Annotated in this window: 19 protein-coding genes; 8 read left to right on the forward strand and 11 right to left on the reverse strand. The window is 63.1% G+C overall.

The window, feature by feature from the left end; genetic code table 11:
- Positions 1-201: 201 nt before the first annotated feature.
- Complete coding sequence (gene treA, locus QCE64_RS22605) at positions 202-1,782, forward strand: alpha,alpha-trehalase TreA (protein WP_310006347.1); 1,581 nt, start codon at positions 202-204, stop codon at positions 1,780-1,782.
- Positions 1,783-1,800: 18 nt separating this feature from the next.
- On the opposite strand, the gene QCE64_RS22610 is transcribed toward treA, so the two are convergent.
- Both QCE64_RS22610 and QCE64_RS22615 read right to left on the reverse strand, forming a co-directional pair.
- Positions 1,801-2,037, reverse strand: a complete 237-nt coding sequence (locus QCE64_RS22610; RefSeq protein ID WP_310006349.1) for a 4-oxalocrotonate tautomerase family protein — start codon at positions 2,035-2,037, stop codon at positions 1,801-1,803.
- A gap of 37 nt (positions 2,038-2,074) precedes the next feature.
- Entirely contained in the window at positions 2,075-2,785 is a 711-nt protein-coding gene (locus tag QCE64_RS22615) for an SDR family oxidoreductase (protein WP_309923758.1), read from the reverse strand.
- A 178-nt stretch (positions 2,786-2,963) separates the two neighbouring features.
- Between QCE64_RS22615 and QCE64_RS22620 the strand changes: the two genes are divergently transcribed.
- A complete protein-coding gene (locus QCE64_RS22620; RefSeq protein WP_309923760.1) occupies positions 2,964-3,686 on the forward strand; it encodes a haloacid dehalogenase type II in 723 nt (240 codons plus the stop codon).
- A 41-nt stretch (positions 3,687-3,727) separates the two neighbouring features.
- Here QCE64_RS22620 and QCE64_RS22625 read toward each other — a convergent pair whose 3' ends face one another.
- The 4 genes from QCE64_RS22625 to QCE64_RS22640 form a co-directional block, all read right to left on the reverse strand.
- On the reverse strand, positions 3,728-4,021 hold the full coding sequence (locus QCE64_RS22625) for a DUF1330 domain-containing protein (RefSeq protein WP_310006351.1): 294 nt from the start codon (positions 4,019-4,021) through the stop codon (positions 3,728-3,730).
- A 107-nt stretch (positions 4,022-4,128) separates the two neighbouring features.
- Entirely contained in the window at positions 4,129-5,010 is an 882-nt protein-coding gene (locus QCE64_RS22630; protein WP_309923766.1) for an oxaloacetate decarboxylase, read from the reverse strand.
- Positions 5,011-5,118: 108 nt separating this feature from the next.
- On the reverse strand, positions 5,119-5,982 hold the full coding sequence (locus QCE64_RS22635) for an amidohydrolase family protein (RefSeq protein WP_310006353.1): 864 nt from the start codon (positions 5,980-5,982) through the stop codon (positions 5,119-5,121).
- Positions 5,983-5,988: 6 nt separating this feature from the next.
- Complete coding sequence (locus QCE64_RS22640; protein WP_309933395.1) at positions 5,989-7,272, reverse strand: MFS transporter; 1,284 nt, start codon at positions 7,270-7,272, stop codon at positions 5,989-5,991.
- A gap of 136 nt (positions 7,273-7,408) precedes the next feature.
- Between QCE64_RS22640 and QCE64_RS22645 the strand changes: the two genes are divergently transcribed.
- The gene (locus QCE64_RS22645; protein WP_309933397.1) at positions 7,409-8,290 is read left to right on the forward strand and encodes a LysR family transcriptional regulator; all 882 of its coding nucleotides are present in this window, start codon (positions 7,409-7,411) and stop codon (positions 8,288-8,290) included.
- Positions 8,291-8,314: 24 nt separating this feature from the next.
- The gene (locus tag QCE64_RS22650; protein ID WP_310006355.1) at positions 8,315-9,493 is read left to right on the forward strand and encodes an alpha/beta fold hydrolase; all 1,179 of its coding nucleotides are present in this window, start codon (positions 8,315-8,317) and stop codon (positions 9,491-9,493) included.
- Between the two features lie 16 nt (positions 9,494-9,509).
- Here QCE64_RS22650 and QCE64_RS22655 read toward each other — a convergent pair whose 3' ends face one another.
- Complete coding sequence (locus tag QCE64_RS22655; protein WP_309923775.1) at positions 9,510-10,415, reverse strand: phytanoyl-CoA dioxygenase family protein; 906 nt, start codon at positions 10,413-10,415, stop codon at positions 9,510-9,512.
- A gap of 698 nt (positions 10,416-11,113) precedes the next feature.
- Between QCE64_RS22655 and QCE64_RS22660 the strand changes: the two genes are divergently transcribed.
- Complete coding sequence (locus tag QCE64_RS22660; protein ID WP_310006357.1) at positions 11,114-12,334, forward strand: acyltransferase; 1,221 nt, start codon at positions 11,114-11,116, stop codon at positions 12,332-12,334.
- Here the strand turns inward: QCE64_RS22660 and QCE64_RS22665 are convergent.
- Complete coding sequence (locus QCE64_RS22665; RefSeq protein ID WP_310006360.1) at positions 12,295-13,659, reverse strand: MATE family efflux transporter; 1,365 nt, start codon at positions 13,657-13,659, stop codon at positions 12,295-12,297. The genes QCE64_RS22660 and QCE64_RS22665 overlap by 40 nt on opposite strands.
- A 336-nt stretch (positions 13,660-13,995) precedes the next feature.
- Positions 13,996-15,369 (reverse strand): sigma 54-interacting transcriptional regulator, encoded by a 1,374-nt coding sequence (locus QCE64_RS22670; protein ID WP_309923783.1) that lies wholly within the window; start codon positions 15,367-15,369, stop codon positions 13,996-13,998.
- Positions 15,370-15,818: 449 nt separating this feature from the next.
- Here QCE64_RS22670 and QCE64_RS22675 point away from each other — a divergent pair, with 449 nt between their 5' ends.
- Positions 15,819-16,682 carry a response regulator gene (locus tag QCE64_RS22675; protein WP_404987428.1) on the forward strand — a complete coding sequence of 288 codons (864 nt, stop codon included), beginning with the start codon at positions 15,819-15,821 and terminating at the stop codon, positions 16,680-16,682.
- Here QCE64_RS22675 and QCE64_RS22680 read toward each other — a convergent pair.
- Both QCE64_RS22680 and QCE64_RS22685 read right to left on the reverse strand, forming a co-directional pair.
- Positions 16,640-17,644, reverse strand: coding sequence for a diguanylate cyclase domain-containing protein (locus QCE64_RS22680; RefSeq protein WP_310006365.1), 1,005 nt, complete (start codon positions 17,642-17,644; stop codon positions 16,640-16,642). The genes QCE64_RS22675 and QCE64_RS22680 overlap by 43 nt on opposite strands.
- Before the next feature lies 1 nt (position 17,645).
- Complete coding sequence (locus tag QCE64_RS22685; protein ID WP_310006367.1) at positions 17,646-21,614, reverse strand: response regulator; 3,969 nt, start codon at positions 21,612-21,614, stop codon at positions 17,646-17,648.
- 230 nt (positions 21,615-21,844) lie between these two features.
- On the opposite strand from QCE64_RS22685, the gene QCE64_RS22690 reads away from it, so the two are divergent.
- Positions 21,845-22,060, forward strand: coding sequence for a hypothetical protein (locus tag QCE64_RS22690; protein WP_310006369.1), 216 nt, complete (start codon positions 21,845-21,847; stop codon positions 22,058-22,060).
- A 34-nt stretch (positions 22,061-22,094) separates the two neighbouring features.
- Complete coding sequence (locus tag QCE64_RS22695; protein ID WP_309923793.1) at positions 22,095-22,271, forward strand: DUF3563 family protein; 177 nt, start codon at positions 22,095-22,097, stop codon at positions 22,269-22,271.
- Positions 22,272-22,291: the final 20 nt, after the last annotated feature.

The following is a 22,291-nucleotide window of genomic DNA, read 5'->3' on the forward strand; positions in this document are numbered from 1 at the left end:
AGGGTTGCTACTCGCGATCAAGCGTTCTATGCTTCGCCGTGCTGCCGAACGAACCCATAATCAAAAGCGCTGCTTGAGCGAGACCAGTCCGGTTCAACATCCTTCGAGGGAGGGAGCATGATCGCACTGTCTTCGCACGGCGCAGGGTCTGACGTGTCATCGCGTGAATCCGCAGCGACACGACGAGCAAGCACACGCCGAATGCTCGGCGTCTGGTTCTTCCTGAGCATCGCCGCGAGTGCGGCGCATGCCGACGCCACCAGCGGCTATGTGTTGCCCCCGCCGCCGAGCGAGCTTTATGGCGATCTCTTCGTCGCGGTGCAGACGCAAGGCGTCTATCCCGATCAGAAGACCTTCGTCGATGCGACCCCGAAGATGGATCCCGCGCAGATCCTGCAGGCCTATCAAACGCAGATGTCCGCGCCAGGTTTCGACCTGAAGGCATTCGTCGCGCAATACTTCACGCCGCCCACGGATCAGAGCATTACCCCTCCGCCGGGTCAGTCATTGCGTGATCATATCGACTGGCTCTGGCCGAAACTCACGCGCCTGACGACCGTAGCGGACGTGCCGCCGAACAGTTCGCTGATCCCGCTGCCGAAGTCGTATGTCGTGCCGGGCGGGCGTTTCCGCGAAGGTTACTACTGGGACACCTATTTCACGATGCTGGGCTTGCAGGAAGCGGGCCGCGAAGATCTGGTCGACGACATGCTCGATAACTTCGCGTATCTGATCGACACGATCGGCCACATTCCCAACGGTAATCGCACTTATTACGTGAGCCGTTCGCAGCCGCCGTTCTTCTCGTACATGGTGGAACTCGCCGCGCAGAAGGAAGGCGGGCGCGTGTATCAGAAGTATTTGCCGCAGTTGCGCCGCGAGCATGAGTACTGGATGAAAGGCGCGCGGTCATTGCAACCGGGCGAGGCGAAACGCAATGTCGTGATGCTGCCCGACCGGACGGTGCTCAACCGCTATTGGGACGAACGTGACACGCCGCGTGACGAATCGTATCTGGAGGACGTGACCACCGCGAAGCAGGCGAGCAGTCGTCCGCCGAATGAAGTCTATCGGGACTTGCGGGCGGCGGCCGAGAGCGGCTGGGACTTCAGCTCGCGCTGGTTCGGCGACAACATGACGCTCGCGACCATCCGCACCACCTCCATCATTCCCGTCGATCTCAACAGCCTGATGTTCCACCTGGAAACGACGATTGCAATCGGCTGCGGCGAGGTGCGCGACTTCGGATGCGTCGGCGAATACATTGGCCGCGCGGCGAAGCGGGCGATCGCCATCAACAAATATTTGTGGAACGACAACGGCTATTACGGCGATTATGACTGGCGGCTCGCACAGCCACGCAACAATCCGTCGGCCGCCATGCTTTATCCGTTGTTCGCAGGCGCCGCTTGGCCGGATCGCGCACAGAAGACGGCGAACACTGTCGCCAGGATCTTGCTCAAGCCGGGCGGTCTCACCACGACGACCTTCAATACGTCACAGCAATGGGATGCGCCGAACGGCTGGGCGCCCTTGCACTGGATAGCCGTGCAAGGGCTCAAGCGCTATGGGCGCGGTGACCTCGCGCGGCCAATCGGCACGCGCTTCCTCGCGGACGTGAACAACGTCTACTCGATGCAGCAGAAGCTTGTTGAGAAGTATGTCGTCGAAGGCGAGGGCACGGGCGGTGGAGGCGGCGGCGAATATCCGTTGCAGGACGGCTTCGGCTGGACCAATGGCGTGACGCTCAAGTTCCTCGATCTCTACGCGCCAGGGCAATGATGCGCTCGACGTGAGGCGTCAGCCCGGCCCGGCCTGCTTCTGCCGGCGATACGCCTGCACCGGCAGGCCGGCCACGCCCCAGTTGTCCATGTCCACTTCCTCGATCACGACGAAGGTGGCGTCCAGCGGCTTGTTCAACACGTCGAGCAACAACTGGCTCACGCCTTGAATGAGCCGCGCCTTTTCAGCGGCGGTGACGGCGTTCGTGCCTGGCGTCGTGCCCTCGCGCGTTACTTGAATGGTTACGATCGGCATGGGTGGCTCCTTTGAGCATCGGTTGTAACGGCCGTCATCAATGTCCGGCGCTCTGGCCGCCATCGACGTGAAGAATCTCGCCGGTCACGAACGACGCATTGTCGAGATACAGGACCGCCCCGGCGATGTCGCTCATTTCGCCCATGCGTCCCACCGGATGCAGTTTGCCGAGCGCTTCGTGCGTGTCAGGCGCATGCATGGGCGACTTGATGATGCCGGGCGAGACGGCATTGGCGCGAATGCCGGACTTCGCGTACTCGATGGCAAGCGACTTGGTAGCGGCATTCAGGCCGCCCTTGGTCAGCGAGGCGAGCACCGAGGGCACGCCGCTCACCGCGTGATCGACGAGGCTGGTCGTGATGTTGAGCACATGCCCGCTATGGTTCTTCTCCATCTGTTCGATGGCAAGCTGCGTGACATGGAAGAACCCATTGAGGTTCACGTTCAGCATCGCCGCATAATCCTCCAGCGTGTATTGTGTGAAGGGCTTGGCGATGAAGATGCCTGCGTTGTTGATCAGCGTATCGATGCGGCCGAAGTTTTCGATCGCCGCATCCACCACGCGCTGAGCGGTGGCGCGTTCGCCGATGTCGCCCGGCACGGCAATGATGTTCGGATCGTCGGCTTGCTGGATGGAACGCGCGGTGGCGACCACGGCATGACCCTGCGCGCGGAATGCCGCGACGATCTCTGCGCCGATGCCTTGCGACGCACCCGTGACGATAACGACTTTTTGCGTATTGCTCATGATGAACCTCGATAAGAGAAAGGGGCCTGTTGCGGATCGGCCTGTTGGCTCCGATGGCTTGTAATCTAGGCGCTTCGAGGTTCGTTGCGTACACCCGCGGTGGACTTTCAGTCTTGCGCGGCAGGAACAAATGGTCCGGCATGACCGTTCATTCAAACCCCAGGAAGGGAGCATTCCGGTGAGCTTGTCCCAGGTAAAGGCTTTCGTTTTCGATGTGTTCGGCACGGTGGTGGACTGGCGCGGCGGCGTGACGCGCGAGGCCGATGCATTCCTGAAGCGTCACGGGCATCCCGGCGCGCGGCCCGATGTCTTCGCCGATGCCTGGCGCAGCCGTTATGTGCCTGCCATGCGCAAAGTGATCAGCGGGGAGCGGCCGTTCGTCAGGCTGGACGTGCTGCATCGCGAGAATCTGCTGGACGTGCTGCCCGAGTTCGGCATCGATGCGAGCGCGGTCCCGCCGGAAGCGCTGGATGACCTCAATCTTGCGTGGCATCGGCTCGATCCATGGCCGGATTCGGTCGCGGGCTTGCAGCGCCTGAAGGCGCGCCATATCATCGCGCCGCTTTCAAACGGCAATATCAGGCTGATGGTGGACATGGCGAAGCGCGCCGGCCTGCCGTGGGATGCGATCCTCGGTGCTGAAATCGCGCAGATCTACAAGCCGGCGCCGGAGGCCTATCTGCGTACGGCCGAAGTGCTGATGCTCGCGCCCGCCGAGGTCTGTCTTGTCGCGGCGCACAACAACGATCTTGCGGCGGCAAGGCAATGCGGGCTGAGGACGGCGTTCATTGCACGGCCGCTGGAGCACGGTCCCGGTCAGACAAGCGACCTGCAAGCCGAAAGCGATTGGGATGCTGTGGTGAATGACATGAACGAACTGGCCGATGCCGTCGGCGCATGAGCGCGACGGACATCGGCCGGATAGTACGGTTCAGAGATGAATCAGGCCGCGCCTTCGACGATGCGGAAATCACGCACCACGGCGTCGCCGAGCACGCTCAGCGCTTCCTTGTAGGTGTCGCTGTTGTACGCGGCAATGGCGGCTTCGAGCGAATCGTATTCGACCACGACGGTGCGCTCGAGCGCGCCTTCGCCTTGCGCCAGGGCCGCGACGCCGCGCACCAGCGGACGGCCGCCGCCTTCCTTGATGGCCTGCGTGGCAAGCTTCGCGTATTCCGCAGCCTGCTCGGGCTTCATGATCGTCTTGTACACGCTGACCCAATAACCTTTTGCCATCTGTATCTCCGTGGTTTGAACGGCGCCCTGGCGCCTCGAGACGGACGCCATGCGTCAAGCGCGCGTGCGTCCGGTTGCGGCGGCCAGCATAGCAAATATTCGGGCGATCAATCGGCGGCGTACTTGCGGTCGAGTTCGTCGAAGAGCGGTTTGTTCACGAGCCTTTGACGCTCCGCAAATGGCGCAACGACCGCGGGATCCTCGTCGAGCCGGCCTTGCGACTTCAATGCGCCCAGCGCGTTCTGCATGCCGCGCACCGCGCCTTGCAGTGCCGCATTCGCATACAGCACGAGGCTGAAGCCGAGCTGCTGCAGGTCGGCGCGGTCCGTCACCGGCGTCTTGCCGCCAATCACGATGTTGATCAACTGCGGTGCGTCGAGCAGCTTGGGCAGCGACGCGATCTGCTCCGGCGTTTCGATCGCTTCGACGAAGAGAATGTCGGCGCCTGCTTCCACGAAGGCGCGGGCACGTTCGATGGCCGCGTCGAAGCCCTCGACCGCGCAGGCATCAGTGCGGGCAATGATCTGGAAGTTCTCGTCTTCGCGCGCATCCACCGCAGCGTGGATCTTGCCGACCATTTCGCTCGTCGACACCACCGCCTTGCCAGCGAAATGCCCGCATTTTTTCGGCATCACCTGATCTTCGAGCTGGATGGCATCGGCGCCCGCGCGTTCGAGCGTGCGCACCGTATGGCGCACGTTGAGGGCATTGCCGAAGCCGGTGTCGGCATCGACGAGCAGCGGCAGATCGACGGCATCGCGGATGCGCGCGGTATGTTCAGCAATTTCCGCGAGGCCGACAAAGCCGAGATCCGGCATGCCGAGCGACATGTTCGTGACGCCCGCGCCCGTGATGTAGATCGCTTCGAATCCCAGGTCCGCCACGACGCGCGCGCTCATGGCGTTGAAAGCGCCGGGCAGCAGCAGTCCGCGCCGTGCCTCGACCAGTTCGCGGAAGGCGGCGCGGCGGCGGGAAGAAGATGTCGTCATGGCAGAGTTCCAAAAAAAAGTGGAATAGAGCGTCTCGATGCACCCGGCGTTTGCCATGCTAACGCGGGCGTCGCCTCAGTGCTTGCCTTCGCTCGTTCTTCGTTTCTGTTAATCGAAACGAAACAGCGTGCGCGCCGAGTCGCGGATGACCGCCGTGCGCTGCGCGGCGTCCGGAATCCAGCGGTCCAGCGCGGCGCGCGAGTCGTCGTATTCGATCAGGCTGCGATGCTGCGTATGCGGCCAGTCGCTGCCCCACACGAGCCGTTCGGGGCCGAAGGCATCGAGCAGGGCGGCGGCAAGCGTCTGGCCGAGCGCCGTGCCGTTTTCGCCCACGACATTTCGATACGCCGCCGACAGTTTCACCCACACCTTGCCGCTCGATGCTGTCGTCAGCAGATAGCGGAAGCCTGGATCGGCGGCGCCGTGCGCGGGGTCGGGACGGCCGAAATGATCGATCACCACGGTGCAGTGCTGTTCGAGCAGCGGCGTGATGAGCAGCGGCAGGTCGATGGCGTTGCGATGGATCTCGACATGCCAGCCCAATGCGTTGACGCGTTCGAACAGGCCGCGCCAGTGCGCCGCCCGCACATCCGGCAACGCCAGTCCGATAAGATTCAGACGCATGCCCACGACGCCCTGTTCCGCAAGCCGATGCAACGCGGCGTCGCTGATCGAAGGATCGATGACGGCCACGCCGCGAAAACGCTGCGGATAGCGTTGCAGGACATCGATAAAAAACGAGTTGTCCGTGCCGAGAAAACTCGGCTGCACGAGCACGCCATGCGAAACGCCGTTGGCGCGCAGGTGCGCCGCGTAGTCATCGAGGGTCGCGTCATAGTCGGGTGCATGACGGCGATGCGGCGCGAGCGGCAGGCCGCGCACGAAGACATGCGCATGACTGTCGATGGCGTCGATGGGGGCGTGCGCCGCCTCGAGCCACTGCTCGTTTCTGGTGTCGAGTAATTGCGTCATGGCGTGTCAGACATGGTTGGGCGAACGTTCGCGCGCTGCGCCGGGTCCAGCATCCGTGGCGATGCGGCGGCCTCGGGTCTCCGGCAGCAGCAACGCGGCGATGACCACGAGTCCATAGGCGATGCCCGCATCGATGCCAAGCGCCTGTCCGATCGGCATTGAATTGCCCATGTGTCCGACGAGCACCGGAAACACCGCCGACACCACGCGTCCGAAGTTGTAGCAGAAGCCCACGCCCGTGCCGCGCACGCCTTGCGGATAGAGCTCGTTGAACAGCGCGCCGAGCGTGGCGGGAATGCCGGCGGAGAACAGCCCGAGCGGAAAGCTCAGGATCAGCATCGCGAGATCGCCGATGGGCAGGAACACATAGATGTTGACCGTGATGGCGCAGCAGACCGCGAAGAAGATCACGTTCCTGCGGCGGCCGATCCTGTCCTGCAGCCACGCGCTGACGAAGCAGCCGACGATGAACGCCGAGATCACTACCGCGAGATAGCCTCCGGTGCCGAGCACGGACAGATGGCGTTCCGTTTTCAGATAGGTGGGCAGCCATGTGGTGATGGCGTGATAGCCGCCATGCGCGCCCAGCCCGATCAGCCCGCCGACGATCGTCGTGCGCAGCACCGATGGATGAAAAATGCCGGCGAGGATCGAGAATGTGCCTTGAGGGCGGACGTCGCCGGCTTCGGCGGTGCGCACGGCGCGAGGCGGCTCTTCGATGTTGCGCCGCATGTAGATCACGAGCAGTGCGGGAATCAGGCCGATGGCAAACAGCACGCGCCAGGCCCATTCCGGCGAGACCCACGAGAACACGATCATGTAGAGCAGCACCGCGCCCGCCCAGCCGAAGCCCCAGGCGCTCTGCACGATGCCCATCGCCTTGCCGCGATGTTCCGCGCGAATCGTCTCGCCGAGCAGGACCGCGCCGGCCGTCCATTCGCCGCCGAAGCCGAGTCCCTGCAAGGACTTGAGCACGAGCAGCTGTTCGAAGTTCTGCGCGAAGGCGCTCAGGAAAGTGAATACAGAAAACCACAGCACCGTGATTTGCAGCGCCTTGACGCGGCCGATGCGGTCCGACAGCACGCCCGCCAGCAGGCCGCCGAGCGCGCCCGCCACGAGCGTCGCGCCGCCGATCAGGCCCGCCTGGCCCTTGCCGATGCCCCAGGTCGCGATGAGCGTCGGGATGACGAGGCTGAAAACCTGCGTATCGACGCCGTCCAGCGCCCAGCCGGCGAAGCACCCCCACAGCGTGCGTTTTTCAGCTGTGGATACCTCTCGGTACCAGTTCATGTCCTGTCTCCTGCGCGGATTCACGTCCGCCTCTTGTATCGATGAATGCAGATTGCCCGTGCATTCTAAAAACCAAAATTCGCCTCGCATACTATGCATATGTTCATTTTTCATAGCATTTTGATATGCTCGCACCATGGAGACCCGCAACCTCAAATACTTTCTTGCCGTCGCCGATGCGGGCAGCGTGACCCGCGCCGCCGAAGTGCTCGACATTGCCCAGCCCGCCTTGAGTCAGGCGTTGTCGCGCATGGAGCGGGATCTCGGCGTCAAGCTGTTCTCACGCACGCGGCGTGGCGCGCAGTTGACGCCGGCGGGTGAAGCCATCGTCGAAGATGTGCGCCTGAGCGTGGCGCGCATCGAGGCCGCTTCGCATCGCGCAAGGGAGATCGGCGCGCAGCGAGGTGGCCGCCTGACCATAGGTTTTGCTTCGGCTGCGCTGTTCAGTCTTCTGCCGCGCGCCATCGCCGCCCTGCGCGCCGAAGTGCCCAACGTCGAGTTGATGCTCAAGGAGATGAGCAACGCGGAACAGGCCAGTGCGCTGGAGCAGGGCACGATCGATATTGGTCTTTTGCATACACCGGTCGCGGTGGGTGGGCGGATGCGCGAGAAGCTGATCGTCCGCGAGCGGCTGCTCGCTGTGCTGCCGCAAACTTTCCGTACCGGCGAAGACGGCAAGGTCGGGCTCAAGGATCTCTCGGACGCGGGCCTCGTGTGGTTTCCCGGCGATCAATTACCCGTGGTGCGCGCTGGCATTTTGAGTGCATTTCGCCAGGCTGGATGTGAGGCGAATGTCGTGCAGGACGCGAACCGCTCCTTGACCGTGCTCGCTTGCGTTGCGGCGGGATGCGGTGCATCGTTGCTGCCGCAATCGGTGACGGCGCTGCAATTCGCGGGCGTGCGCTTCTGCGACGTGCGCGACGGAGACAACCTGCCGCCCTTCGAGCTGAGTGCAATCTGGCCGATGCGTTCGCGTCCCACGCTGGCAGACCGCTTCGCCGCGCTGCTCGAAGGATGATTCCAATTCAGAAGCGATAAAGAAATGAGCGACCCGTTGATCGATCTTCCTCTTCCCGAAGGCATTCGCGCGCGCAATGTCGACAACGGCAATGGCCTGTCGATGCATGTTCTCGAAGCCGGATTCGATGCGCCGGACCGGCCGTGCATCGTCCTCTTGCATGGCTTTCCCGAACTGGCGTATAGCTGGCGCAAGATCATGCTGCCGTTGGCCGCGGCGGGTTATCACGTCATCGCGCCGGACCAGCGAGGTTATGGCCGGACCACGGGCGCCGACACTTCCTTCGATGCCGATCTCACCCCATTCGGTTTTCCGAATCTCGTGAGCGATGTGCTGGGACTGGTCTCGGCGCTGGGCTATCGCCGGGTGGCGGCGGTGGTCGGCCATGATTTCGGCTCGCCCGTGGCGGCATGGTGCGGCGTGATACGGCCGGATGTATTCGCGTCGGTCGTCATGATGAGCGCGCCGTTTTCCGGACCGCCCGCATTCGCTTTCGATACCGCGCAGGACGATCCATCGCGCGCGCGCATCGACGTGACGGCCGCCTTGATGAAGGACGCTGTCGACGGGCTCGCGTTGCTCGATCCGCCGCGCAAGCACTATCAATGGTATTACTCGGGTCCGCAGGCGGACCAGGACATGCGGCATGCGCCGCGAGGGCTCGCCGCGTTCCTGCGTGCCTATTTCCATGTGAAGAGCGCGGACTGGGCGGGCAACCGGCCGCATGCGCTCGATGGCGTCACAGCGGACCAGCTCGCCTTGCTGCCGACCTACTACGTGATGAACGCGGACGCCACCATGCCCGCGACGGTTGCCGAACATGAGCCGAGCGAAAAGCAGGCCGCTTCATGCGCGTGGCTCACGAACAGCGATCTGGAGATCTATGCGAGCGAATATGCGCGCACCGGTTTTCAAGGCGGCTTGAACTGGTATCGCTGCGGTACGGATGCGCATCGGGCAGCCGCGTTGCGGACCTGGTCGGGCGCGACCATCGACGTGCCGGCGTGTTTCATCGCGGGGAGCAGCGACTGGGGCATGTATCAGCGTCCCGGCGACTTCGATGCGATGCGCCTGCTGACGTGCCGGAATTTCCGCGCCGCGCATCTGATTGAAGGGGCGGGACATTGGGTGCAACAGGAACAGCCGGCCACCGTGGCCAGCCGTATCCTGCGTTTCCTGAGGCAAGACGCGCCCGCGTTCTAGCAGGCGTGTCCTTGCATCACTTGGCCGGCGTGCGGCCCTTCTTGATGAGACGCGCGACGCGATGTGCACCGAGCCGCCATTCGTACGGATTGGTGTAGTCGAACTCCTTGACCTTGCGATACAGGTAAGGCCAGAAGGAGCCTTGAGCGCGCCGTGATTCATGTACGCGCTGGTCGCGCGACAGTTTCCGGTTGTCGTTCCAGGGGAAGCTGCGCACTTCGCTCGATGCCCGCCGCGGCAGGCCGAACACCAGCGAGTAAGCGTAGCGCGGCGCATTGGACGGATTGGGGCCGGCAAAGTGCAGCGTGCGCCCGCCATGGATCGTGCAATCGCCGAGCTGCAACGGGCAGATCACCGCTTCATTGACTTCGAAACCCGACGTGCATTCGAGCCCGTGCGTGGTGGGATCTCCGCCGATCGGCCCATGCGGCAAGACCGGGCCCAGATGCGATCCGGGAATGAACTGCATGCAGCCATTCTCGAGCGACACCGGTTGTAGCGGGAACCAGAAGTTCACTTCACGATGTTCGATACGCGGGTCGGTGAAGGCCTCGTCCTGATGCCAGGGCGTGACGGCTTCGGTATGCGGCGGCTTGTGGAAAAAGCTGTCGCTGACGAAGCGCGCCTTGGGTCCGAGCAACTGCATCGCCACGCGCTGCGCGCGCCGTGCCAGGTCCATTTCGAGCAGGCTGCGCTCGAAATGTGAAGGGTGATGCAACTGGGCGAGCTTCGGCTTTTCCGGCCCTTCACCTTCAGGGTAGAAGTCGAAGAGCAAGCCTTCGTTGAATCCCGCCTTTTCGCGCAGCAGGCGGTCACCCACACTGCGCAAGGTCTTGAGTTCCGCGTGCGTCGCGACGTTTTCCAGACGGAGAAAGCCGTCCTTCCAGAAGCTCCCGCACTGCGATTGGGATAGCGTTGTCATCTCCCTTGTCGCCCCGCTCAAAAGATTCCTCTGCCGGTTTATTAAATCCGGTCAGTGGAACAGCACACAAATTAACGCACTGTTCGGTATCGCACAGTGCGCCACCCTGGCCCCCTAAAACCCGGCATAAAAACTGCCGCTTTATTCTTTAACTTTTTTCAACGCGACAAAGGACGAAAAGCTGTAACGGACAGCTTTCAGCGATGTCGGTAGGTATTGCCTGAAGCGTAAGACGGATAGAAAAAAATTTCCGGTTTGCATCTGTTTCGTCAAGAAATCGGAAAGCTTTGCGTGCGATTGCACTAACTTCAGCAACAGTCTAACGAGAAAAGCCTACGAATAGCTTTCAAAACAGTGCCCGCTGAAATGTCGTTTGGTTGGCTAATGCACCAACGGATACTACTTTGTCGGATATTGCCGGACGACACGGCGGCATTTAACTAGAGCCTTCGTTAATCGAGCCGTCACGCATTCCTTTACTGCACGAAAAAATACGGAAAGAAGCTTTCAATTTATTAACTCATAGCATGCCGCATCGCAAAGCCAGAAGTTGTATCCATACGTGTATCAAGTTTCATCGTGTAAGAGTCTCCGGAATTGCGCTGATTTGTAGGAACTACCGCCTGTGCACCCGTGTCCACGGGCCTCGCGGCCTGTCAAGTTTTTGGAGGTCGGAACGAACCGCGAGGAGAGGAGTGATGGAGAAAGGACGTGTTGCCGCGCTCGACGCAGGACGGGCGCTCGCGATCGTCGGGGTGGTCGGCGTACACCTGTCGTTTCAGTTTCCCAATTTGCCCGGAACCGTAGCATTGATCGCGCGCATGGGGCAGTACGGCGTGCAACTGTTCTTCGTGATCAGCGCGATCACGATCTTCATGACGCTCGAAGTGGATCACGCGCGCTGCGCGGATGCGCGCCACGTCACGCTGCGCTTCTATATCAAGCGCTTCTTCCGCATCGCGCCGCTGTATTACGCGGCCATCGCCGTCTATGGGCTCATCAGCTACGGCGCGACGCGATCAGGCATCGAACGCGCGTGGATACTCGGCGCGCACGGCCCGATGGACGTCCTTCTCAATCTGGTATTCCTGCATGCGCTCTCGCCGACGGCCATCAATAACGTGGTGCCGGGAGGCTGGTCGATCGGCGTCGAAATGCTGTTCTACATGATCGCTCCGCTGCTGTTCTTTGTCGCCGTGGATCGCACGCGCCTGATGCTCGCCACGGTCGTCTTGCTGGCGATATCGCTCGGCGTGATGTCGATGAGCGAATGCCATCGGACGCTCGAGTGCAATGTCGCCAACAATACCTTCGGCTATTTCTGGCCACCGGTGCAAGGACCGTGCTTCATCGTCGGCATGTGGGCATGGTATGCGTTCCGCTCGCATCTGCTCGGCGCGTCCACGGTCACCCGGCGCGTGTGCCTGTTTTACTTTGCGCTCGCGATAATCTTTGCACTGGTAACGGGCGCGCTTGGCGTCTGGTTCGACAAGGCGCACGCACTGGCGCCCATCGCGGCGGCGTGCAGCGCGGTGGCGTTCCTGCTGTTCGTGTGCTCGCAGCAGGCGCGCAAGCATCACGGCATGCCGCGCGCCGCCTCTCGCGTGCGTTTCACGGGACTGCGGCGTTGCGCCGCCGCGCTGGGACGCGAAAGCTATGGCATTTATCTGTGGCACTTCATCTGCGTGTACCTCACCTTCCATTTCTTCGATCGCGTCTTCGGGCAGAAGAACGGCGAGACGTCCATCGCGCTGTTCGGCGCGACGCTGGTCGGCGTGCTGGCTGTGTCGTATGCGCTGTCGCGCGCGTCGGACCGGCTGATCCAGGGACGCGCGACGCGGTTGTCCCGACGCCTTCTGGCAAGCGTCGACCGGCGTTTTCACCTGACGCGCGAAGCCCGGGCATCGGCGTTGAGATAGCCCATGAAAGAAACCTGCCGCCCTCCCAGCCGAAACAACGCGATACTCGCCACCAGCGTGACAGCTTCGGTGAGCGCGACGGTCATCCAGATTCCGCGCGGGCCGAGCCATGCGGTCAACAGCCATAACATCGCCAGCAACAGCAGCCAGCTGCGCATGAGCGCCACGAGCATCGATGCGAGCGGCGCCTCGATGGCCGTCAGATAGCCGCTGATCGCCACGTTGATCGCGGCGGGCACAAATGCCAGCGCGCACCACGGCAAGGCCTGATGCAACAGCGCTTGCGCCGCGGCGTCGCCGGGCACGAAGAGGTCGCCGAGCGGCTGTGCAAACGCAAGGCAGGCGAGAGCGGCAAGCAGCGCGAAGCCGGTAGTGGTAACGAGCCCGGTGGTCAACGCGCGTGAAACGGCGTGCGCATTGCCCGCGCCGCGCTGGAAGCTCACGATCGGCTGCATGCTTTGCACCAGCGCGACCATCGTGACCGAGGCAATCATCGTCACATACTCGACGACTGCGAACGCGACCAGCCCGGTATCACCGAGCGCCCGCAATACCGCGTGATTGAAGGCGAAGATCGTGACGCTCGGCGCGATCTCGCCCAAGAATTCCGACACGCCGTTATAGGCCATGCGCCACGCATGTCCGGGCGCTGCGAAAGCGCGCGCGACAGGGCGCAAGCGACGCGCGCGGACGACGTGAAAGGCGAACATCGGCCCGCACGCCAATGCCTGACTGAGTCCTGCCGCCCATGCCGCGCCGCGCATGCCCCATTGCAGATGACCGACCATCCACCAGGTCAGTGCGACATCGGCAATGCCGCTCGCGAACAGGCAGGCAAGGCCGAACTTTGCGGCGCCTTCTATGCGCAGGAAGAGTTCGAGTGCATAGCACGCAGTTGGAAACAGCACGAAGGGCGCGTAGGCACGGAGGAATTGCGTCGCAAGCATGGCGAGATCGCCGCGCGCGCCGGTCAAGTGCACGAAGGTATCGGCATGGATGAGAATCGCCAGCGTGAAACCCGCGCCGCACGCGCCGAGCAGCCATAGCGCCTGCGTGAAGGCTTCGGCTGCTTCGCGTTCGCGCTGCTCGCCAAGCAGTCGCGCAACGAGCGTCGAACCACCCACGCCGATCATCACACTGAATGCATAAGGCAAATAGAGCAGGGGAACCAGCAGGTTCAGCGCGGCAAGCGCATCGGCGCCGATGTAACGTCCGATGAAAATGCCGCTGATGACCGAATGCATGCAATAAACCCATGCAGCGAGCACCGTGGGAATGGCGAGATCAGTGAAGTGCCGAAACAGGGAATCGCTTGACGAATGCATGACGACAAAACCGTGCGTGACTCGCGGGGTAGGTCAACCGGAGCACGCGACGTTTCGATCATGCGCGGCGAGGCAATGACATGGCACGGCGGACGCAGGCCGAAGCCGTTCAGGCGACAGGACTGCGCAACGCATTCTGGCGGCGCGAGATCACGCCAGCGGGCTCAACAGCAATGGGACATGCGCGGGTGGCATCTTGCATGCCGAATAATGAATGCAACTTGCATCGATGACGATGCAGGCATTCGAGCGCAGCGCGGGAGAAGAGGTTCCTGAAAACATGCGTAACCGAATCATGATTCGCATGCAGTATTCAAACGGCAAATGATGTGAAAGTCAGCTCCCCGACGCTTCCATCGGCCGGTCGGATTTGACCCGCAAGCCATACGCCGTCAGCATGCGATACAGCGTGACGCGCGATATGCCCAGTTCGTCGGCTGCTTCGCCCAGACGTCCCCGATGGCGCAGCAAGGCGACTTCGATCGCCTGCCGCTCGGCGGCTTCGCGCGCCTGTGCGAGCGTCATCGGCGCGGCCTCCGCATACTCGCCGAGTTCGAGGTCGCTTGCCAGAATCTGACGTCCTTCCGACATGACGATGGCGCGGCGCACGCGATTGATCAGCTCGCGCACATTGCCGGGCCAGCCGTAGTTATGCAGCGCCGCGATCGCGCACGGCGAGAAGCCACGCAGACGGCGGCTCGCATCCTTGCGAAAGCGTTCGAGCATGTGGTTCGCCAGCAGTTCGATGTCCTTGCCGCGCACGCGCAACGGCGGCTCGTCGATCTGCAGCACGCACAGACGGTGATACAGGTCCGCACGAAACCGTCCTTCGATCATTGCGGCCTGCATGTCGACGTGCGTGGCCGAGATGATGCGCACGTCGACGTCCGTCGAGTCCTGTCCGCCGAGACGTTCGATCTTGCGTTCCTGCAGGAAGCGCAGCAGGCTCGCCTGGCTTTCGAGCGGCAAGTCGCCGATTTCATCAAGGAAGAGCGTGCCGCCGTCAGCCGCTTCCACCCGGCCGATCTTGCGTTGGTTCGCACCGGTGAACGCGCCGCGTTCATAGCCGAAGAGTTCGGATTGCAGCAAGTGAGGCGGAATGGCGCCGCAGTTGATCGCCACAAAAGGCTGTTCGCGGCGCACGGAACGCTCGTGGATGGCCACGGCCGTGAGTTCCTTTCCGGTGCCGGATTCGCCGGAGATGAACACGGGCGCGTCGGTCATCGCCACTTTGCGGACCGAGCGATACAAGGCCAGCATGGCGTCGCACGAGCCCACCATGCCGCCTTCCACGCAGTCGTCCTTGCGGGTGTCGCGGGACGCATTGTCGTGCAGCGACACCATGCCGTACGCGTGCCCCACTGCATCGACCAGACGGTCCGCCGCGGAGGGCACGGTCACGTAGTCGAAACAGAAGTCGCGGATGAGGCGGCAGATTTCCGGGCTGTCGACGTAATCGGCATCGACAGTCGCAACCCAGCCCACCTGATAAGTGGCGAGCATTTCGCTCAGGAGCGCGGGTTCGCTGGCGAAGCCGCGCCGGGTCAGATCGACGATGCCCGCCGCCGCCCGCTTGCCCTGCTTCGAGGATTTCGCAGGCTTGGCCGGATCGATGCGTTCGATGGTCCAGCCGCGTGCATGCAGCCGTTCGGAGAGTTCTTCCGATACCGTGCGGCCCGCGAAATAGAGTGTTCTGGTTTCCCCGTGCATGGCTGTTGTTCCCGTTCTTATATATGCAGAAGCAAGTATGCATTGGAATGCATCGTGACGACACGTCTCGCAAACGATAAGCGGAATTTGAATGTTTGCATTGGTCGGCGGATATCGATTAGCAAATGCAAGGCATTTATTGCTTTACGTTCGTTCGAAACCGGCAAGCCTTGCAGCGATTGGCTGCCGCCACGGCGAAGATATGTCGCCGCCGGCGCCGGTCGCGCATTGCCGTGCAGTGCTTGAATGAATAAAATTTGGCGGATCATGAAATATCAGATAATTCTCGGGTTGATGCGATTTGCGTTTGCAGCGTGCGCAAGTCGAGCGTAAAGTTCATCAATGTTTATCGTCTGACGAATTTCCCGCGAAACATGGACACAGCCGAAAACTCCCCTTCTGTTTCTGTATTTCAGCCGCGTTTGCTTCTCGTGGACGACGACCCGGCGATGATTCGCATCATCGGCGAGATGCTCGCGGAATGCCCCGATCAACGCTTCGCCACCACCGGCGAGGCCGCGCTTGCCTTGGCGCGCGAATCCACGCCGGACCTGATCCTGCTGGATGCCAATCTGCCGACCATGACCGGCTTCGACGTCTGCGAGATCCTCAAGCATGACGCGAAGCTGTCGCGCGTGCCCGTGATCTTCGTCACGAGTCACGATGCACCGGCGCTCGAAGTCGATGCCTTCAACATGGGTGCCTCCGATTACGTCATCAAGCCGCTGGTCGCCGCGCGCCTGCAGGCACGTGTGCGCGCGCAATTGCGTCTGACGGACCGCGCGCTGCACATGCGGGCCCGCTCGCATGACGCGGATGCGCAGGCATCGGCATCGGCGGGGACGGGCGTGCGGCTGCTCGGCATCCTCGGCAACGATACGGCGCTGGCGCAACGTGACGCGCTCGAAGCGTTCGGTGCGCTGGATGTCGTCACGGATCGCGAGGCCGCGCTGAATCTCATCGCGCGCGACGAGCCGGACGCCATCGTGCTCGATTCCCGTTGCAGCAACGCACCCGGCGAAATGCAAGCGCTCGAACAGACCGTCCGCGCCTTGCTCGCGCCGAATCCGCTTGTGCCGCTCATCGTGCTCGCCGATGCCTGCGACGCCGAAACCGAACGCCGCATCCTCGATGCAGGCGCGGCCGATGTCATCGCGAAACCCGCCAAGCCCGCCGTGCTGCAAGCGCGCGTGCGTGCGGCGCTCGCTTCCACCCGCCGGGCGCGTGAGGCGCTGCGAGCGGCGCTGGAGGCATCGGCGGGTGCGAATGTTCATCCGTTCCCCGTGTACGTGCGTGACCCGCGCGGCATGTGATCTTCGTTCGTCGCCGCTCGCATTGCTTGCGGCGCTACTGCGAAGCGCGCGCGTCCTGCGCGTTTCGCCTCATAGAGCGCATCGTCGGCGGCCTTGAGCAGCATGTCGGGCGTGCTGCCGCGTGCCGGCCGCACGGACGCCACGCCGACCGAAATCGTCACGCGCGTTTCCACCTCCGATGACACATGGCCGACGTCGAGCGCGCGCACGCCATCGACGATGCGTTGAGCAATGCATTGCGCGCCCGCGAGATCGGTCTTCGGCAACAGGCAGGCGAACTCCTCGCCGCCATAACGCGCAAGCTTGTCGTACGGGCGGCGCAGCGCATCCGCCAAGGCCTTTGCAATGGCCTTGAGACAGGCGTCGCCGGCCAGATGTCCGTAGTGGTCGTTGAAGCGCTTGAAGCAATCCACATCCACCATCAGCAGGGCCAGCGAAGTTTCTTCGCGCGCGCACTGGCGCCAGTCCGCGTGCAGGTCCTCATCGAACTTGCGGCGGTTGGACACGCCCGTGAGTCCGTCGAGCAAAGCACTGGCGCGCAGCAGGTCGCCCTGGAATTTGATTGTCAGATGCGTGCGCACGCGCGCTTTCGTGACGACCGGATTGATCGGCTTGCTGATGAAGTCCACGGCCCCCAGTTCGAGCGCCTTGACTTCATCGTCGGCGCGGTCCTGCGACGTGATGAAGATGACGGGCACGTCGCGCGTGAGCGGATCGGCCTTCAGGCGGCGGCAGACTTCGTGTCCGTCGAGATCATCCATTACGACATCGAGCAGGATCAGGTCCGGCGCTTCGGTACGGCATACCTGGAGCGCCTGCTCGCCGCTGGTTGCCATGAAGATATCGCACACATCGTGCAGCAACTCGTAGAGCACGCGGATGTTGAGCGGCTCGTCGTCGGCGATCAGAAGCTTGGGACGCCGGTTCACATGCAGCAGCCAGGTTTGCAGAAGCGCTTCCATGTCAGACCTGCTCCAGCATGTCGCGCGCGATCTTCGACGCACGCGCGAAGTCGAGCGCCCTGACGCGCGCGAGGAAATGCTCGAAGTCGTCGCGCTGCCCGCTGGGCGCAAGCGCCGACAGGTTCTCCGAGAGCGCAATGGCCTGCAGGTTCGATGCATCGAGCAGGTTCACGATAGTCGTGAGGCGCTCGCGCCAGTCTTGCTCATCGAGCGGCTCGGGCTGTGCGGGAGCCTGTGACGGCGGGGTCGCGTGCGCGAATGCGTGCGTGAGTTGATCGACACTCGATGCGAGCAGTTGCTGCATGCGTGGCAGCCCGGCGCGGATGGAGGCAAGCGCGCGGTCGTCGTCATCGCGATGGAGCAGATCGCTTTCGAACTGGCTCGCAAGCTGCGCGAGCGCGTTGGCGCCCACTGTCCCCGCACTGCCCTTGATGGCGTGCAGCACCGAGGCGGCGCCGTTTGCGTCGTGATCGGCGAGCCGTCCGGCCAAACGGGCCAGTTGCGCTTCGGCTTGCGAGCCGAAGTCGCCGGCCACCTGATGGATCAGATCCAGATTGCCGCCGAAACGCGCGATGATCGAGCCGCGTGCCTCGATCGTCGTCAATGCTGCGCCCGGTTCGCTTGCCGTTTCAACCTGTGCCCGCGAGCGCAACACGGCAACGAGCCGCTCCACGTCGATCGGCTTGCCGACGTGATCGTTCATGCCCGCTTGCAGGCAACGCTCGCGATCCGCGCCGGATGCATTGGCGGTCATTGCGATGATCGGCAGCGCGGCGAAGCGGCTGTCGGCGCGAATCAGCCGCGTGGCTTCCAGGCCGTCAAGATCGGGCATCTGCACGTCCATCAACACGGCGTCGAAGTGCATGTCGCTCGCGCACACGCGCTCGACGCCTTGGCGTCCGCCTTCCGCCAGCGTCACGTGCGCACCCTCGGCGTGCAGCAGGCCTTCGGCGACCTGACGGTTGAGCGCGTTATCCTCGACGACCAGCAGCGTCATGCCCGCGAGACGCCGCGCGCCGGCGGCATCGCCAAGCGCTGGCGTATGGGACGACCGTGTGCCGCCCGGTCCCGGCAGTGCCGCGCGAATCGCGTTGACGAGCTGCTTCGGCGTGACGGGCTTCGTGAGGAACCCGGCGAAAGGCGCGCTGCCTTGCTCCTGCGATTCACGCAAGGTCTCGCGGCCGAACGCCGTCACGAGCAGCACCAGCGGCGCTGGAGCGCGGCCCTTCATCGTGCCGATGAGCCTGGCGGCGTTCAGCCCGTCGAGGCCCGGCATGCGCCAGTCCAGCAGTGCGATGTCATAGGGCGCGGGTCCGCGCGCGGCCTCGCCGATGCGCTCGACTGCCTCGATGCCGCTCGTGACCACGTCGGCCTGCCAGCCCAGCGCGCGCACCGTACGCGAGAGGATCTCGCGCGCGATCGCGTTGTCGTCGGCGATCAGGATACGTGCGCCATGTTCGAGGACCGGACTCTCATCAGGCACTGCTACGGGAGCGCGTTCGATACCCAGCGTGATGTCGAACCAGAAGCGGCTGCCTTCGCCGACACGGCTTTCCACTTCGATCCTGCCACCCATCATGCCGACAAGGCGCTTGCAGATGACGAGCCCAAGTCCCGAGCCGCCATAGCGCCGCGAGGTCGAGGCCTCCGCTTGCGTGAAGCCTTCGAAGATGCGTTCCAGTTGCTCTGCGCTGATGCCGATGCCGCTGTCGCTCACCGAGATGCGCACGCGCGCCGTTTCGCCGGCCGCATCGCGCGAGCTGTCGAGAAGCTGCATGCCGACGACGATCTCGCCGCTCGACGTGAACTTGAGCGCGTTGCCCGCGAGATTGATGAGCACCTGTTGCAGCCGGAAGCCGTCGCCGACCAGCACGCCGGGCACGGCCGGGTCGAGATCGAACAGCACTTCGACATCTTTCGCGCCCTGATTCCCCGAAAGCACGACGCCCAGTTCCTCCAGCAGTTTCTCGGGCTCGAACGGATGAATGTCCAGTTGCAGCTTGCCTGCTTCGATCTTCGAATAATCGAGGATGTCGTTGAGCAGGTTCAGCAGCGACCGCGCCGCCATTTCTGCCTTGCCGATGTAGTCCTGCTGCCTCAGATTGAGCGCGGTGGACTGCACCAGATGCAGCATGCCGAGGACTGCGTTCATCGGCGTGCGAATTTCGTGACTCATGTTCGCGAGGAACGAGGACTTCGCCGCGCTGGCGGCATCCGCCTGTTCCTTCGCGTTGCGCAGATGGAACTCGAGTTCGTACTGGTCAGTGATGTCGTAATTCACGCCCGTCATGCTCATGGGCTTGCCGTGCGCATCGCGTTGCACCCGCAGGCCGCTCTGGATGCGGCGCGTGGTGCCGTCGGGCAGGACGATGCGGAACGGCGGCAGGGCATCGGCAGTGCCCGCGGCCACGGCGCGCAGGCCGGTATCGACGCCCTCGACATCCTCGGCATGAATGCGGCGGCGCCAATGTTCGTAATGCAGGCCGTTGTCCAGCAGTTGCGGCGGGTACTGGTAGATCTCGAACATGCGCGCATTCCAGTGCAACTTGTCGGTGGCGAGATCCCACGACCAGATGCCCAGTTCGGCGATGTCGGCGGCGAGGAGCAACTGGTCGCGCGCATCGGCGAGTTCGCCGCGTTCCTTCTTCTGCCGCGAGATATCGGTAATCACAGATACAAAATGCAAAGCACCATCAAGGCGCATGGCCCCGGTGGAGACATGCGCCGGGAACGAAGTGCCGTCCTTGCGCAATCCAGACAGCTCGCATTCGGCCGTTGCGACGCCTGACTCGCCCTTGAATTGCATTATGTATTCGTTATACGCGTCGAGATGCGGCGGCGGCACGAGCATGCGGATGTTCTGCCCGATGATCTCGCTCGCTGCGTAGCCGAACACCCGCTCGCCGGCGGAATTGAAGGAGCGGATCGCGCCGCGCTCGTCCACGGTAATGATCGGGTTGATCGCCGTGTCGAGCACGGTGCGCGTGGTGGCGAGACTGCGGGCCAGTTCCTGCTCGACGCGCGTGCGTGCGTTGATCTGGCGCACGAGGCTCGAGCCGAAGAGGGCCAGCACCAGTGCCAGCATCCCGGTGATGGCGGCATGCCAGAGCGTGTCGCGCCACCACGGCGCGATGATCTCGTCACGCGACAGCGCCGCCGCGACGAACAGCGGATAGTCCGGCAACTCGCGGAAACTGTTGAGGCGCGTGATGTGGTCCTGCGACGAGTTGATCGTGAAAACACCCGAGCGGCCTTGTTCGAGGTGCGCGCGGAACAATGTCGTGTCGATCACGTTCTTGCCGACGAAGCGGTCCTCGAATGGGCGGCGTACGACCATCGCGCCGGAGTTCAGTACGAGCACCGCCGCGCCGTCCTCGCCGAGGTCCAGGCTTTCGTAGAAGCTCGAGAAGAAGGTGACGTTGATGGTCGCCAGCGCGACGCCCGCGAAGCTGCCATCGGGCGCGTCGATGCGGCGTGAAACCGGCACGATCCATTTTCCGGTCGAGCGGCTCTGCACCGGCACGCCGATATGCGTTCCCTGATCCGTGTGCGTGCGGTGGTATTCGAAATACTCGCGGTCGGAGTTGTTGAAGCGTTGATCCAGCACCGGCTGCGAGTTGACGATCCAGGTGCCGTTCTTGTCGTAGATGAACAGGCCGTTCAACTGCGGCAACTGCTCGACCCGCGAGACGAGCGAGCGATGCAGCCGCGCCAGTGCCTCCGGGCCGGTGCCGTCTTCCTCGACGCGTTCCACCATGCCGAGCAGCGTGACATCGGCTTGCCTGAAGGTATCGTTGGCGTGCTGCGCCATTGCGCGCGCGAGGTTGGACGTGGCGGTGGTCATCTCGTCGAGCTGGGCGCGACGGGCGGCGAGACTGCGCCATACGTCGGTGCCGATCAGCAGCACGCAGACTGCGACGATGAACACCGTCATCCTGGAGGTGAGCGAATGACGACCGGGGCTGGGCAAGCCGTTTATCTCCGAGTGAGCGTGGCAAGGGGCAGGCCGGGGCGCAAGGACCTAAGGCTGCCGTATCTTATCGCGCCATTCGCAGGTGGCCGGCTGTCGCGCCGGCCGAGGCTTTGCGCGGCTGTTCAGGCTGTTTACGGCACCCGTGTGGGACAGCTTGATCCCTTATTTCGGGAATTTTCCCCGAACATTCGCAGTTTGGATGGCTGTAAGACACAGCGCGCACGGCCATGGACGTGTTGGCTACGTGCCGACTTTCAGGTTTGAAAGCGTTGGCCGAGGTCCGACACGGTTCCGTGGCAGCGCGCGCCGAAGCCTTGCTGGACAGGCATTTCGCGAAACTGGCACGGCCGGTGCATTGCTGCTCCGACACCCGCCGCCTCAGCGACTTCCTGATCGAATCAAGCATCAGTGAACCAAAGAATGAATCGCTCTGCCGGCATTGAAACGCATGACCTGCTGCCGAAAGTGGAGTGAACCATGTTGGGAATCCTGATCGACGTGTCCAGGGAAATTCTTTTGCCCCATCTGATCTGCTGGGTCCGCGTGCTGCTCAACCGCGCCGAACACGGCCGGCGCGATGCCTGGCTGGAGTCGTGCGCCGACATCGGCGAACTCGAACGGCGCATGCGCGCATGCGATCAGACGGACGCCTGACCTCATCCTCCATCCGCCCT

The sequence above is a fragment of the Caballeronia sp. LZ043 genome (assembly GCF_031451075.1).
Taxonomy (GTDB): Bacteria; Pseudomonadota; Gammaproteobacteria; order Burkholderiales; family Burkholderiaceae; genus Caballeronia.

What these genes read in the sequence shown, in the direction of transcription:
- treA (WP_310006347.1), top strand. Translation starts at nt 202, where the DNA reads ATGCTCGGCGTCTGGTTCTTCCTGAGCATCGCCGCGAGTGCGGCGCAT.
- QCE64_RS22610 (WP_310006349.1), bottom strand. Translation starts at nt 2,037, where the DNA reads ATGCCGATCGTAACCATTCAAGTAACGCGCGAGGGCACGACGCCAGGC.
- QCE64_RS22615 (WP_309923758.1), bottom strand. Translation starts at nt 2,785, where the DNA reads ATGAGCAATACGCAAAAAGTCGTTATCGTCACGGGTGCGTCGCAAGGC.
- QCE64_RS22625 (WP_310006351.1), bottom strand. Translation starts at nt 4,021, where the DNA reads ATGGCAAAAGGTTATTGGGTCAGCGTGTACAAGACGATCATGAAGCCC.
- QCE64_RS22630 (WP_309923766.1), bottom strand. Translation starts at nt 5,010, where the DNA reads ATGACGACATCTTCTTCCCGCCGCCGCGCCGCCTTCCGCGAACTGGTC.
- QCE64_RS22635 (WP_310006353.1), bottom strand. Translation starts at nt 5,982, where the DNA reads ATGACGCAATTACTCGACACCAGAAACGAGCAGTGGCTCGAGGCGGCG.
- QCE64_RS22640 (WP_309933395.1), bottom strand. Translation starts at nt 7,272, where the DNA reads ATGAACTGGTACCGAGAGGTATCCACAGCTGAAAAACGCACGCTGTGG.
- QCE64_RS22645 (WP_309933397.1), top strand. Translation starts at nt 7,409, where the DNA reads ATGGAGACCCGCAACCTCAAATACTTTCTTGCCGTCGCCGATGCGGGC.
- QCE64_RS22650 (WP_310006355.1), top strand. Translation starts at nt 8,315, where the DNA reads ATGAGCGACCCGTTGATCGATCTTCCTCTTCCCGAAGGCATTCGCGCG.
- QCE64_RS22655 (WP_309923775.1), bottom strand. Translation starts at nt 10,415, where the DNA reads ATGACAACGCTATCCCAATCGCAGTGCGGGAGCTTCTGGAAGGACGGC.
- QCE64_RS22660 (WP_310006357.1), top strand. Translation starts at nt 11,114, where the DNA reads ATGGAGAAAGGACGTGTTGCCGCGCTCGACGCAGGACGGGCGCTCGCG.
- QCE64_RS22665 (WP_310006360.1), bottom strand. Translation starts at nt 13,659, where the DNA reads ATGCATTCGTCAAGCGATTCCCTGTTTCGGCACTTCACTGATCTCGCC.
- QCE64_RS22670 (WP_309923783.1), bottom strand. Translation starts at nt 15,369, where the DNA reads ATGCACGGGGAAACCAGAACACTCTATTTCGCGGGCCGCACGGTATCG.
- QCE64_RS22675 (WP_404987428.1), top strand. Translation starts at nt 15,819, where the DNA reads ATGATTCGCATCATCGGCGAGATGCTCGCGGAATGCCCCGATCAACGC.
- QCE64_RS22680 (WP_310006365.1), bottom strand. Translation starts at nt 17,644, where the DNA reads ATGGAAGCGCTTCTGCAAACCTGGCTGCTGCATGTGAACCGGCGTCCC.
- QCE64_RS22690 (WP_310006369.1), top strand. Translation starts at nt 21,845, where the DNA reads ATGGACGTGTTGGCTACGTGCCGACTTTCAGGTTTGAAAGCGTTGGCC.
- QCE64_RS22695 (WP_309923793.1), top strand. Translation starts at nt 22,095, where the DNA reads ATGTTGGGAATCCTGATCGACGTGTCCAGGGAAATTCTTTTGCCCCAT.